4 protein-coding genes are annotated in these 14,535 nt (G+C 63.2%); all 4 read left to right on the top strand.

What is annotated here, in order from left to right; translation table 11 throughout:
• Positions 1-151 precede the first annotated feature (151 nt).
• The 4 genes from PMX72_RS06285 (at position 152) to PMX72_RS06270 (ending at position 14,519) form a co-directional block, all read left to right on the top strand.
• Entirely contained in the window at positions 152-3,301 is a 3,150-nt protein-coding gene (locus PMX72_RS06285; protein WP_271728968.1) for a PD-(D/E)XK nuclease family protein, read from the top strand.
• Positions 3,302-3,304: 3 nt separating this feature from the next.
• Positions 3,305-6,928: a UvrD-helicase domain-containing protein gene (locus PMX72_RS06280; RefSeq protein WP_271728967.1), complete on the top strand. Its 3,624-nt coding sequence runs from the start codon at positions 3,305-3,307 to the stop codon at positions 6,926-6,928.
• 178 nt (positions 6,929-7,106) lie between these two features.
• A complete protein-coding gene (dnaE, locus tag PMX72_RS06275) occupies positions 7,107-10,910 on the top strand; it encodes a DNA polymerase III subunit alpha (RefSeq protein ID WP_118079527.1) in 3,804 nt (1,267 codons plus the stop codon).
• Between the two features lie 135 nt (positions 10,911-11,045).
• Positions 11,046-14,519 (top strand): DEAD/DEAH box helicase, encoded by a 3,474-nt coding sequence (locus tag PMX72_RS06270; protein ID WP_271728966.1) that lies wholly within the window; start codon positions 11,046-11,048, stop codon positions 14,517-14,519.
• Positions 14,520-14,535: the final 16 nt, after the last annotated feature.

The raw sequence follows: 14,535 nt of genomic DNA, 5'->3' as shown, positions 1-14,535 counted from the left end.
GGAAAACGGATCACCGGGTTAGACTGACCCCCTCGATGATCCGTTTTCCTCCGTCCCCAGGGGATCAAATCTGTTGGCGTGGGGCAAATCTGTCCGCTTGGGCGGGTAGGATGGATACATTGATTATTGCGAACAGTTTGAGCGGAGGACCATGCCTGTTCGAATCTATACCACCAATGCCGGCACGGATTTGAGCGATGCCGAGTCGGCGTTGCTTGCCGACCTTATTGCCCGCCACGGGCGTGCCGTGCTGCTGGCGCCAACGTTTGCCGAGCTCGACCTGTGCCGTCATGATGCGGCGGAAGCCGGGATTTCGCTGGGTATCGACTACAAGACGCCTACATCGTGGCTTCGCTCGCTTTGGGAGCTTTTGGGCGACGGGCGCGGTTTCGTCGACAACCTGCAGCGCCAGATGCTGTTTTCGGACATGGTCACGCGCCTCGATGATGCCGACCTGCAGCCGCTTTCGCGCAGCCAGGGCACGGTGCGCATGCTCGCGCGTATGGCCCGCGATGTACTGCCGGGTGTGGCGGGGACGACGGCCGAGCGATGCCGTGGCAACAATTGCCAGCCTGAGCCAAAAAGCGATGCCGAGGCTCGCGTGTTCGAGCTTTTGCGTGCCTACGCGGGCGGTTTGGACCGTCGAGATATGGTCGAGCCCTGCGAGGCAGCTGACATTATGGCCGGTGTCCTGGCCGATAACCTGCCGGCGTGCACCCGCGCCGTATGCGTACGTGGTGTCACGTCGTTTACGTACGGACTGCTCGAGCTGCTGTCTGCCGTGGCGAACAATGGGGGAGAGGTCGTCGTGCTGCTTGCCCACGAGCAGGCGGCTATGCGCGATGAGCTTGCCACGGCATTTGATGCCCGCGGTGTGCTGTTTGAGGTCGGGCCGCTGGGGGAGGGTGTCGGCGCGTCTGATGCCGCTTGCGGGACCGCCGCTCAGCCTGCCTTTATTGAGGTCGCCGGGCCCCATGCCCGTGCTCATGTCTATGCGGACGCCATCGATAAGTTGGTGAAAGTGCACAAGGAGTCCAAGGCCGATAAAGCTACTGCAACGCCCGCCGACCCCGTGCGCGTGCTCGTTGTTTCTGCCCGGGCACCCCAGCTGTTCGGTGAGCTCGCCTCTCGTCTGGCGGCTCGTCATATCGCCGCCGAGACAGCTGAGTTCACGGCGTTTTCCCAATCCATTGCGGGCAGGCAGTTTGCGGCGCTTGCCGGTCTGATCGAGCGTATGAAGGCCGCCGATGAGGGCATGGCGTCAAAGACCGAGTGGTGGCCCGCGCCGGAGCTTACCGACTGGATCTACAGTCCGCTTTCGGGCGCTGATGCCGTCAATGCCCGTACCTTCGATAAGAATATGCGTCTCTCGCGCAGCAAGACTACCGCGGGCGTTAAGAGCCTGCTGCAGAGTGTCCAAGGCCAGGTGAGGGGCGCGCGCAAGGCGGCGAGCGACGATAACTGGTTTAAGAACGTACCGTGTGTGGTCTCGGACGTGTTCCAGGCTCTGTGGCGTGACAAGCCCGTGACGGCGCTCAAGGCCATGCTTGCCGTTGCCGAGGCGTTGCCCGATCGCGCCCTTGGAGGCCTTGACGGTCAGGCTCGTCGCCAGGCGGAGGTGGCCTTGCTGCGCCACGCCATCGACATCCTTATGAATGGCGCCCGCGTGCTCGACGTGTCGCAGGCCGCGACCGTGCCCGTGCTCGATGGCATTCGCACCAAGGTGGACAAGCGTAGCACCGCCTACGATTACGAGACCTACGAGGTTGACCGTGCGCCACGTGCTCAGGTTCGTTTTGCTTCGCTTGCCGATGCGGCAGCTCTGCGCCCCGGCAGCTACGATGCCGTACTGTTTGCCGATGTCGATCTGGACAGCTATCCGCTCTCGCACGAGGAGGGGCCGCTGGCCACGCTGACGGCGAGCCTTGGTCGCGAGGGCGTGACGCTTGAGCCCGCGGCCTTGCTGCGCGCGCGCTTTGGCCACGCGATGCAGGCGTCACGCGGCCCGGTTACGCTCGCCCGTGTGACCCACGATCGCCAGGCGCGCGAGTGCTATCCGGCTGCCGTGTGGACCGAGTTGCGGGCGCATGCCGAGGCTGACGGCGCTAAGATCGCTGACGACGCTAAGACCGCTGGTGACGCTAAAGCCGCTGGCGCCGACAAGGCGAAGTGTGTGGGTGAGGGCGATATCGTAAGGGACTTCGATCCCGCGGCAGGCGAAGGTCTTAGGCGCGAGCGCGTGACCTGCGAAGCTCCTCAGCATCTGAGCGATGAAGCCATTCCGTATTTGGTCCTGCGTCGTCGCGATGGCGAGGGCGAGGATGCGCCGCTGGTGCCGCGCCTGACGTCTGCCTCGCAGATCGAGGCCTATTCGACCTGCCCGCTATGCTGGTTCGTCTCGTACCGCGTGAAGCCCCAGTCGATCGACGCTGGCTTTGGCAATATGGAGAAGGGCAACTTTGTCCACGACGTGCTGGAACACTTGCATGCCCGTCTGCCCCAGGAGGGCATGGAGCGCGTGACACCCATGAATCTGCCACGCGCGAAGGAGCTGCTGCGCGAGGTCTTTGACGAGACCTTGGCCGAGCATGCGGGCAAGCGCGGTACCGAGGGCCCGCTCGTGCCGCTCTCCCCGGTGGAGGAGCGCCAGGTGGCCGAGATTTTGCCGCAGCTGGAGGGCGTTCTTGCCTACGAGTCCGAGGCGCTCGCGCCCTTCGCGCCGCGCTATCTGGAGTTTGCGTTCAACGAGCTCCAGGTCGAGTATGCCGGCTGGCCGCTCGGCGGGCGCATCGACCGCGTGGATGTGGATGCCGAGAATCGCGCCGTGGTAATCGACTACAAGCATCGCACGGGCGTTGAGGAGTTTAAACTCGCCGACCCCACGGTGCGCGACGAGGAATCGGGCGAGGCCGCCATCGACGACCCGCGGTGGCTGCCGCCCCATACCCAGACGCTTATCTATGCGCAGGCTATGCGCCGGGCGCTGGATCTGGATGCCCGTGCGGCGCTCTATTTTTCGACCAAGGGCGGCAAACCGGCGCTGCGCGGCGCCGCGAGTGCCGAGCTGCTCGAGGAGGAGCGTGGTGACGGCCGCATCCCGGGGCTTAAGAAGGGCTTTCCCGGCGAGGGTGGCAGCATGGACTTCGACGCCCTGCTCGATCGCGTGGAGGCCGGCATCGCCGAGCGCCTGCACGAACTCGAGGCAGGCGACGTTGCCGCCGTCGACCCGACGTCGGCTCAGGCCGCGCATGCGCGCTGCTCGTATAACCACGAAGGAACGTTTGTAAGGAGGGACGTGTAGACCATGGATCTTTCGACTTTGATGCCGCAACAGCTGCAGATCGTCAAAACGCTCGACCGTCCGCTGTTTGTCTCGGCGGGTGCCGGTTCGGGCAAGACCTTTACCCTCACGCGCCGCATCGTCTACGCGCTCTCGCCCGAATCCGGTCCGTTCGTTGAGCATCTGGACCAGGTGCTCGCCATTACCTTTACCAAAGACGCCGCGGCCGAGATCCGTGACCGTGTGCGCCGCGCGCTCATCGACGAGGGCATGGACGAGGAAGCCCTGACCGTCGACGATGCGTGGATCTCGACCATTCACGGCATGTGCTCGCGTATCCTGCGCGCACATGCGTTGGAGCTGGGCATCGATCCCGAGTTCACGGTGCTCACCGATACCGACGAGCTTATGGACCAGGCTGTTGAGCATGTGCTGGCCCGCGCGACGGCGCCCGATGCCGCCCCCGAGCTCGCCGCTTCGCTTAAGGCCCTCTACGCTTGGTATCCCATGGCGGGCGAGGGTGGGCCGTTTGGCGCCGGTACCACCATTAAAGGACTGGTGCGCGACCTGCTGGAGCTATCGAGCCAGCTGCCGGGCGGCATGGACGATGTGTGCGTGGCGCGCGGCCAGGCTGACACCTCGGCGCTTGCCGACGCCTATCGCGCGGCGTTGGGTGCGAGCAAGGCCGCGACCGAAAAGGCACAGGTGGCACTCGACGCCATCGACGCGTTTGAGGCGAGCGGCAAAACCATGGAGGATGCGGCGCGACTCATGATGTCGTGCAGCATGCCTCGGGCGAGCAAGGCGTTTTCTAAGGAGCAGGTGGAGCTACTCAAGGCCGAGGCTGCCGATGCGTTTATCAATATCGTGCTGGCCTGCGGTGGTCCCGCACTCGATGCGCTGGTGGGCCTGGCCCGTTCCGTGGAGGCTGAGTATCGCGCGCTGAAGGCCGGCCAGTCCGCGCTCGATAACAACGACCTACTGCGTATGGCGTACGAGGCGCTGCGCGACTACCCGGCTATTCGAGCGGCCTATGAGGGCCGCTTTAAGATGGTCATGATCGACGAGTTCCAGGATACCGACCAGATGCAGGTCGACCTGATCCGTTACCTGACCGGCGCGGGTGAGCGTGCGCTGTGTACCGTGGGCGATGCACAGCAGTCGATCTACCGCTTCCGTGGTGCCGAGGTCGAGGTGTTCCGTCGCCAGGAGCGCAAGGTGGGTTCGACGACGGCGTCCGAGACGGTCGCCACGTCCGATGCCCCCGCCGGCGAGCTTGTCAAGCTTGTACGCAACTTCCGCAGCCACGACGAGGTGCTGCGCTATGTGGCGCGCGTCTTTGACGGCGACACCGGTGGTTTGATGCAGGGGTTCTTGGATCTTGAGCCGAGTGACGATCGCGAGGACAAGCTCAAAGCAAAGGCTTCGCGCCGCCAGGCGCTGCTCGTTGCCGGCGGCAGCACCCAGGAGCGAACGCAGGCGAAAGCTCGTGCGATTGCGGAGCGATTCCAAGCGCTCGTTAAAGCGGGCCAGCCCCAGGGCGGTATGGTGCTGCTGCTAGGGCGCATGACCAATGCCGATGTCTACGCACAGGCGTTTCGCGACCAGGGGCTCGACTGCGTCATCGCGGGCGGCTCGGTTTTTGCCCAGGCAGCCGAGGTGCAGACGGTGCGTGCTCTGGTGTGCGCGCTTGCCAATCCGGCCGATACGGCGCAGGGCCTCATGCCGCTGCTGGCATCGCCGATGTTTGCGCTGGGCGCCCAGGAGTTTTTGGCGCTGGCGACCAAGCTGGACGACCAGACGGGGGAGACCTCGCGCCGCAACATCGACGCGGGCATCATGAGCGATTGTGACGTGCCGGGGCTGCGGGACCTGCCGCTGCTGACGCGCGCCCGCGAGGTGTTGCGCCATGCGCTTCGTCGCGTGGGGCGCGATTCGTTCGCCGTCATCGCGCGCGATGCCGTCAATGCCTCGGGCTGGTTTGTACGCCTGACAAAGCGCGGTCCCGAGGGCAAGGCGATTGCCGCCAACGTGCTCAAGGCGCTCGATGCCGTTGCCGAGGCGGAGGCTGAGCTCGGCAACTCGCCGCGCTCCATTGCGCTCGCTTTCGACCGCTTCTTGGCGGGCAAGGAGGCGCCGGGCGCGCTTAACGAGGAAGGCGGCGGCGCGGTGCGCATCATGACGGTGCATGCGTCCAAGGGTCTGGAGTATCCGGTCGTAGCGGTTGCCGAGTGTTTTGGCGTGCGTAAGTCCTCGGGTGCGGCACAGATGGTTCGCGTCGACGGTGGGGCGCAGGTCGTGGCGCTGCCGGCCCGTTTTGATGGCGTTAGGCTTGCCGACGGAACCTTCGTGAAGGGCGATGACGTCAAAAAGCAGTTTGAGCATGCGTTTAAGGGTAAGGGCACGTCGCTATGGTTGCCGCCGGAGCTCATGGAGGATGTCTGCGCGACGGGTTCTCCCGCCGAGGCATTCGTTCGCCTGCGCAACGACGACCTGCAGCTTTCGCTCGAGGAGCGGGCTCGCTTGCTCTATGTCGCCATGACGCGAGCGCGCGAGCTGGTCATTCTGGCGATGGATGTCGGCGTGAGCCGCGGCAAGGTGACGGCGCCGACCTTCGACGTCGAGACCGATCTGACCTACGACGTGCTGCGTCGTATTCTGCCGACGGACGGCCTGGACATGCCGCAGCTCGATGCCGACCGTTTGGTGTTCGACAACTCCCAGTCGGGCGACTACGAGCTCATCTCGCTGGCTGACTTTGCTTTTGGCGAGCAGTCGTTTGAGGCCAATGCTTCTCTGGATGCCGAGGGCAGGCTTGTCCGCGGCGATGCGGAGCCGGAGGGCGCCGGTGCAGATGCCCGCGCCGCCGTTCCCGGCCCTGCCGACCCCGAGCCCGATGCGTTTGAGCTCGTGTATCCCCAGACGGTGGGCGTGCGCATGGGCGCCTGCCCGTATCCGGCGCGCGATTCGTACAGCTACTCGTCAATTGCCGCGGCGCTGCATGCCGAGTCCGAGGACCGTGCCGCCGAGGCACACACGCCCATGGACGAGGCCGGCGATGATGCGGAGTCGGATGGTTCCGAGATGACGGATGCAGGCGTGGCCGCCGTTGAGCCCGCCGGCAACCCCATGGCGCTGGGCTCGGCGTTCCATGCCGCCTGCCAGTGGCTGATCGAGATGGGTGCCGATGCGCTGCCCGCCGAGCGTGCCGACGCCCTGGCTCGCCTGTGGCGCCTGACGCCGGAACAGCGCGAACGCTTCGACGTTGCCCTGGATCGCTGGCTCAAGTCGGCGGTCCGTGCCGAGCTGCTTGCCTGGCCGTGCGTTCGCGCCGAGGTGCCGTTCTTTTCGCTGGGTTGCGAGGATGAGGACATCGCTCGCTACGGTGCATATGCCGAGGGCGCCATCGATGCTTTGGCGACGAACCCGGCGGATTCGTCATGCGCGCTGGTCATCGACTACAAGACGGGTGGCACGCCGGACGAGACGCCGGAACAGCTGCAGGAGAGGCACGCCCTGCAGGCGCGCGTCTACGCTGATGTTTTGCACAAGGCGGGCTTTGAGGCCGTGACCGTCAAGTTCGTCCGCGTGGAGCAAGTCGACCTCGCCAACCCGTGCGAGCCTCAGGTGGTCACCTACAACCTCTAGTCCTCAGATAACTTGCGGTGGAATACGGACTGTTTTGGTCAAAAAAGCCGCCAAACAGTCCGCATTTCACCGCAACTGCAAGAGGAGCCGTGTGGGTTTGGGCTAGGTTCGGGTGCCGTCCGCGCTGTGCGGTAGAATCGTAACCCTAAGATCACGAACCCGCATCGGAGCTCATTACATGGCATTCGTCCATCTGCACAATCACACTGTTTTCTCCATGCTCGACGGCGCAACCCGTATCCAGGATATGGTCAACCGTGCCGTTGAGCTGGGCATGCCCGCCGTCGCCATTACCGACCACGGCTACATGTATGGCGTGCCCGACCTGGCGCTGGCCTGCGACGCCGTTAACCACAACACGCCCGAGTACAAAACCTGGAGTCACGACAAGGCCTTCTTGGAAAAGGACCGCCGCGACGAGCTGGTGGAGCCCGATCCCGAGGAAAGCCCGCGCGAGCATGCCCAGTATGTGAAGGACATGGCCATGTGGGACGAGAAGGGCAACATCGACGAGCTCAAGCCGCCCCTGGTCATCAAACCCATCTTTGGCTGCGAGGTCTACTTTACGCCGGACGAGACGCTCGCCCGCGACCATAAGCCCGAGCTCTACCACATGATTCTTCTGGCCAAGGACCAGGAGGGCTACGTCAACCTGATGCAGACGGTCTCCGAGGCCGCTGTGCAGGGCTTTTACTACAAGCCGCGCGTGACGCTCGACAACCTGCGTCGCCATGCCAAGGGCATGATCTGCACGAGCGCCTGCATCGCGGGCATCATTCCCAAATACATCGACCGCGGTGACATGGAGGGCGCCATCAAGTGGGCCGAGACCTTCCGCGACACCTTCGACCCTGGCGACTTTTACATCGAGATCCAGGAACACGGCATTACCACCGACAACGGCCTGACCGACGAGCAGATGGACCGCACGCTCATCGACATTGCCAAACAGGTGGGTGTCAAGGTCATCGCCACCAACGACTTCCACTACCTGCGCCGCGAGGACGCGCCCGTACAGGACGTCATCATGTGCATCGGCATGAACGCCAAGGTCGACGACCCCAACCGCATGCGCATGACCGGCTCGGAGTTTTACATGAAGACCGAGGAGGAGATGCGGGCGATGTTCCCGTATTGCCCCGAGGCCTGCGACAACACGCTCGAGATCGCCGACAAGTGCTACGTGGAGCTGGACTGGGACTCCATCATCCTGCCGCGCTTCCCGTTGCTCGACCCCGGCGAGACGCACGAGAGCCAGTTCCGCCGCGAGTGCGAGAAGGGCCTGCGCCAACACTATGGCGATGACTGGGCCACACGCGAAATCGGTGGCGTCAACATCAAAGAGCGCTTTGAGTACGAATACAAGGTCATCTGCGACAAGGGCTTTGCTGCCTACTTCTTGATAGTTGCCGAGTACGTGCAATGGGCCAAGGACAACGGCATCGGCGTCGGCCCCGGCCGTGGCTCGGCCGCCGGCGCTATCGTCGCCTACGCCATGAACATCACCGCGTTCGACCCGCTCGAGAACGGCCTGATGTTCGAGAGGTTCCTGTCCCCGCAGCGTACCGAGATGCCCGATATCGATATGGACTTCGACGATGAGCGGCGCCTCGAGGTCGTGGAGCACGTTCGCCAGCTCTACGGCCCCGAGAAGGTCACCCACGTTATCACCTACTCGACCATCAAGGCCAAGCAGGCCATCAACGATGCCGCGCGCGTTCTGGACTACCCGGTCTACATGGGCCAGCGCCTGTCCAAGATGGTCTCGAGCGACCCCAAGGTCAAGCTCAAGCAGGTACTCGAAAAACAACCCGGCAAAGAGGATCTGTTTAACCCCGACTTTGCCGAGGCCTATAAAAAGGACGACGACGCCCGCCGCATCATCGACACGGCGCTCTCGATTGAGGGCCTCACCCGTGGCGAGGGCGTGCACGCGTGCGCCGTTCTGATCTGCCGCGACCCCGTCAACGAGCATGTGCCCACCAAGCTCGATACCAAGGGCGGCGTTGAGATTACCCAGTACGAGGGCCATACCGTTGCCGACATGGGCCTGCTCAAGATGGACTTCTTGGGCCTGCGCACGCTGACGGTTATCTCCAAGGCTAAGGCAAACATCAAAAAGAATTTCGGCATCGACATCAAAGAGGAAGAGATTCCCTTTGACGACCCCGAGATCTTTAAGCTCATGGGCTCCGGTCACACCGCCGGCGTCTTCCAGGTCGAGTCCGCCGGCATGACGGCCACGATCAAGAACATGAAGCCCACCGAGTACAAGCACGTCGTGGCATTGATCGCTCTATACCGCCCGGGCCCGCTGGGCGCCGGCATGGTTTCGTCCTACATCAACCGTATGAACGGCAAGGAGCCGGCCGTCTCCTACGACGACCGCCTGGACGACATCCTGGGCGAAACCTACGGCACCATGGTCTACCAGGAGCAGGTTATGCTCATCTCCGTTGAGATGTGCGGCTTCTCCAAGGGCGAATCGGACTCGCGTATCCGTAAGCCCGTGGCTAAGAAAAAGATCAAGCTGCTCACGTCGACGGTGCTCCACTGGGAGGATGGCTCGGACGAGACCACCTACGACCACTGGATGAACGGCGCCATCAAGAATAACTACACGCGCGAGGTCGCCCAGAAGATTTGGGACGATGTTCTCGAGTTCGCATCTTACGCCTTTAACAAGTCGCACTCCGCCGGCTACGCCATCCTGGTTATGCAGACGGCATGGCTTAAGGCGCACTATCCGCACGAGTACATGGCGGCCGTTCTGACGTCCTACACGGGCAAGACCGACAAGATCGTTCACTACGTCTCGGCGTGCCGTCACGACGGCATCCCCGTGCTGTCGCCAGATGTTAACGAGTCCGGTACCGAGTTCACGGCTACCAAGGAAGGCGTGCGCTTTGGTTTGGCCGGCATTCGCGGCGTGGGCACCGGCGTGGCGCAGGCGATTATCGCCGAGCGCGAGGCGGGCGGCCCGTTTAAGACACTGCACGACTTTGTCGAGCGCGTGGACTCGAGCCAGGCCAACCGTCGCGTGATCGAATCGCTCATCAAGGCAGGTGCTTTCGACTCCACGGGGTATCCGCGTCGCCAGATGATGCACTTCGTGGACAAGAACAACCCCGAGAACATCATCGATGCCGCCGTGAAGCGCCAGAAGGATCGTGCGAGCGGCCAGACGTCGTTCTTCGATATGTTTGGCGACGTTGAGGGCTCGGGCTTTGAGGTGAGTGTGCCCGATCCGGATGGCCAGGAATGGGACCGCCACCTTAAGCTGAGCCAGGAGAAGGAGGTTCTGGGCATCTATGTCTCGGACCACCCGCTGCGCCCGTTTGAGTATGCACTAGCCAAGGCACGCGACTTCTCGTTCTCGCAGATCGATACCGGCTACGAGGTGCAAAACCCCACGGGCGGTACCATCAACCAGGAGATTCCCGAGGGCAAGGCGCTGTGGTGGGCCGGCATGGTCTCGAGCGTGTCCAAGCGCGTGACCAAAAACGGCGACCCCATGGGCATCGTGCAGCTCGAGGACATGGAAGGCGAGGCCACGGTCGTGGTGTTCCCCAAGACTTATAAAGAGGCTGAGGGGTACCTGTACGGCGAGGTCGATCCCGAGACCGGCGCGCAGCTGTCCGATGCGTTTGTGCGCATTAAGGGCAAGCTCGAGCGTTCGGACCGCGGCGACCAGATCATCGCGCAGGAGATCGTGCCGCTTGAGCTTAACGAGGAGAACAACAAGCCCAAGGTGTTTGAGGTCATGGTGCCCAACAGCCGCTTTAGCCAGGGCAATATGGCGCGTCTTGCCACGGTGCTTACCGCCAACCCGGGCGGCGACCGCGTGGAGATCTTTATCGAGCAGGTGGACGGGCGCGTACTGCGTGCCGAGGTGCCGGCCAAGGTCAACGCACGCTCGATTCCGCTGCTGGCAGAGGCCAAGGCCATCGTGGGTAACCAAGGCCGCGTGACGGTGATCTAAAATGATTTTTCTGGGACGGGGATTAAAAAATCATTTTGGGTGACGTGTGGCGGAAGACCAGTCTTTCTGGGACGGGAATGATTTTTTCATCCCCGTCCCAGAAAAATCATTTGGCATGCGAGATTGGAGGAAGTGATGGCGCAGGGGACGTTTGTGCAGGCGCTTCGTAAGGAGGCGGCGCTTAGCAGCACCTTTATGAAGGGGCGCTCGCTCATGCTTAACGGTGCCGTGCTGTCGTTTGAGGACTCCGGCTCGCGCTTCTCCAAAAACGTGAACATCGAGGGCACGGTGCGTGGCTCGCGCGGCGACCTGTACAAGACGCACGTGGCGCTCGATATGGACGAGCACGAGGTTATCGACTACGACTGCGATTGTCCCGCCGCCTTCCGCTATTCCGGCATGTGCAAGCACGTTATCGCCACGGCGCTGGCGTATCTGGATGCCAGTGGCGCCGAGCCCGTCGAGGGCTTGCGTACGCCGGTCCGCACGTTTACGGTACCGCCCGCACAGTCCAAGCAGCCCACGCGCCCCGTGCCCACCGCATCTGCGGTCAACCCCAACTTTCCCTTCCCGGCGCCCGTCCCCACGAGCCCGAGCCTTGTGGCGGCGCTTTCCGATCTTTCGGACGCGCGCATGGACGAGCTCGTGGCCATGCGTCGCAAGCTCGCCGGCACCATTGACCCCGATGCGCCCAAGGCAGTGCTGGAGCCCTCGCTGGTGCCGTACTACAATCCGCTGTTTGCCGATCGTTTTAACTGGGCGCTCGAGTTTCGCATTCGCTGCGGTTCGGTGTCCTACGTGGTTAAGGATATCGACGGCATGGCCGATGCCTATGTGCGCGGCGGTACGTTCTCCTATGGCAAGAAGCTTACGTTTGTCCATGTGCCCGAGGCATTCGATGACGTGTCGACAAAGCTGCTTGACTTTGTTGCAATGACGGTCGCCTACCTAGGTGATATTACGAGCTCGCGCTCGGCATCGTATGACTTTGCCCGCAGCGGCTTTGTCGCCGAGCGTCAGTTGCCGGTATCCGAGTATTCCGTCGTGTCCGTGCTGGACCTGCTGCGCGGCAGGACCATGTCCTTTGAGCCCGCTTGGTCGCGGGGGACGACGACGCATCGCTCCTACGAGGTGGCCGTCGAGTCGTCGCCGCAGGGGGAGGGCGAAGTCCCGGCTAAGCGCCCGCCGCTTCTTGCCGCCAAGGTTGCACCGGCGGCGGGAGGCAGCTACGACTTGCGCCTTCCGGCCGATACGCATTGCTTTGTCGCGAGCGACGTAGCCTATCTGGTCGATACGCGCCGCGCGCGCCGTACCGACACGGCGTTTGCCCAACATGCGGCGCCGTTCCTTTCGCACTTGTTGCCCTGCCGCACGCCGGTCCATATCGCCGCCGACCAGGTGGGCGAGTTCTGCCGCATGGCGCTGCCTATCTTGCGCGACTATACCGACCTGACCGCTCCCGCCGCGCTCGACGCCGTGGCGCCCGAGCCGAGCTTTGCCATGGCGATTGGCGTCGACGATGGTCTTGTGACCTGCAAGATTACGGTGACCTACGGTGATTGGTCGGCAGATCTCTTTAGTCTTGGTGCTCCGGGCAGTCCTTTCGAAGAGCAACGTCCCGGCGTTCCGCCCCGCGATACGGTGGCGGAGTTTCGCGTTATGGACACGGCGGCCCTGTACTTCGATTTCTACGAGGGCGGCCTGGCGTTTGAGGAGCGCGACGACGCCCGCCTGTTCCACTTGCTGACCGAGGGCCTGTCTGCCCTGTCCGAGCTGGGCGAGGTCATGCTCAGCGACCGCCTGCGCCAGATCTCGGTCCGTCCTGCGCCCAAGCTTTCGGTGCGTGCGACCGTCAAGAGTAACCTGCTCGACGTCGAACTGGGCGCGAGCGGGCTTTCGGCGGCCGACCTTGCCATCTATCTCGATTCGCATAAGCGCCACCAGACGTTCGCGCGCCTTACGTCCGGCGATATCGTGCGCCTGGACGAGGGCGCTCGTGCCGCGTTTGGTCTTGCCGAGGACCTTGGCGTCGATGCCGTCGACCTGCTCGATGGCGTGTCGCTTCCCGCGTCGAGCACCCTGTTTGTCGATACTATGCTCGCGCGCACGCCCGCGCTCGAAGCCGATCGCGACGCCGCATTCCGTCGTACCGTCGAGCGCTTGGATACGCTCGGCAAGATGGACTTTACGGTGCCGGTCTCGCTCAAGGCCACGCTGCGCGGCTATCAGGTCGACGGCTACCAGTGGCTCGGCTCGCTCGAGCACCTGGGCCTTGGCGGCATCTTGGCCGACGATATGGGCTTGGGCAAAACGCTGCAGATGATCGCGCACATTCTGGCGCGCGTGGAAGCGGGGGATACCAAGCCCACGCTCGTGGTATGCCCCGCGTCGCTTGTGTACAACTGGACCGCCGAGCTGGAGCGCTTTGCCCCCTCGCTTGATGTGTGCGCCATTGTGGGCGCCAAGGCCCAGCGTCGCGTGCAAATTGCTGGCGTGGTCGAGCACAACGTGGTTGTAACGTCGTATGACCTTATGCGGCGCGATATCGATGAGTATGCCGAGCAGGATTTTGCCCGCGTGGTGCTCGATGAGGCCCAGTACATTAAAAACCCGCTTACCCAGGTGGCTCGCGCCGCAAAGCGCCTGCCTGCCGGCGTGCGCTTTGCCCTGACGGGCACGCCCATCGAAAACCGCCTGTCCGAGCTCTGGAGCATCTTCGACTTTTTGATGCCGGGCCTTCTGGGCACGCGCGACTCATTTGCCAAGCGCTTTGAAAGTCCCGTCGAGCATGCCGAGGGCGATAGTGCCGCTCGTCTGCAGGCGCTCGTATCGCCGTTTGTGCTGCGTCGCGTCAAGGAAGACGTGGTGGCCGACCTGCCCGAGAAGATCGAGGATACGGTGATGGCGCAGCTTACCGGCGAGCAGCGCAAGCTCTACCTGGCAAACCAGGACCGCATCGCCCAGCAGGTGCAGCACCGCGAGGCCGGGGAGTTTAAGAAAGATAAACTCAAGGTGCTTGCCGAGCTCACCAAGCTGCGTCAGATCTGCTGCGACCCGCATCTGCACTATGCGGACTACAAGGCGGGAAGCGCCAAACTCGATACGTGCATGGAGCTCGTCCACGGAGCACTCGACGGCAGTCACCGCATCTTGCTGTTCAGCCAGTTTACGGGCATGCTCGATATCATCGGCAAGAGCCTGGCCAAGGAGGATATCGCCTTTCTTAAGCTTACGGGCGCATCGTCTAAAGAGAGTCGCGCCAAGATGGTTGCGCAGTTCCAGGCGGGCGAGGTGCCGGTGTTCTTGATTTCGCTCAAGGCGGGCGGCGTGGGCCTTAATTTGACGGCTGCCGACGTGGTTATCCACTACGACCCATGGTGGAACGTGGCGGCGCAGGATCAGGCGACTGACCGCGCGCATCGCATTGGCCAGCAGCACACCGTGACCGTGTACAAACTCATCGCCAAGGACACGATCGAGGAACGCATTATGCAGATGCAGGAGTCCAAGCGCGATCTGGTCAACAGCGTGCTCGGCGGCGATGGTATCTCGTCGGCACTGTTTACGCGCGAGGATGTTCTGGCGCTGCTCGGTGGCGACGGTCGCTAGCCTCGCTCGTTATGTG

Source organism: Collinsella aerofaciens, from assembly GCF_028207065.1.
Taxonomy (GTDB): Bacteria; Actinomycetota; Coriobacteriia; order Coriobacteriales; family Coriobacteriaceae; genus Collinsella; species Collinsella aerofaciens_AR.
This window is presented reverse-complemented; position numbering and strand designations above follow the sequence as displayed.

Excerpts from the sequence above, each read along its gene's own strand:
- PMX72_RS06270 (WP_271728966.1), top strand. The coding sequence starts at position 11,046 with ATGGCGCAGGGGACGTTTGTGCAGGCGCTTCGTAAGGAGGCGGCGCTT.
- PMX72_RS06285 (WP_271728968.1), top strand. The coding sequence starts at position 152 with ATGCCTGTTCGAATCTATACCACCAATGCCGGCACGGATTTGAGCGAT.
- dnaE (WP_118079527.1), top strand. The coding sequence starts at position 7,107 with ATGGCATTCGTCCATCTGCACAATCACACTGTTTTCTCCATGCTCGAC.
- PMX72_RS06280 (WP_271728967.1), top strand. The coding sequence starts at position 3,305 with ATGGATCTTTCGACTTTGATGCCGCAACAGCTGCAGATCGTCAAAACG.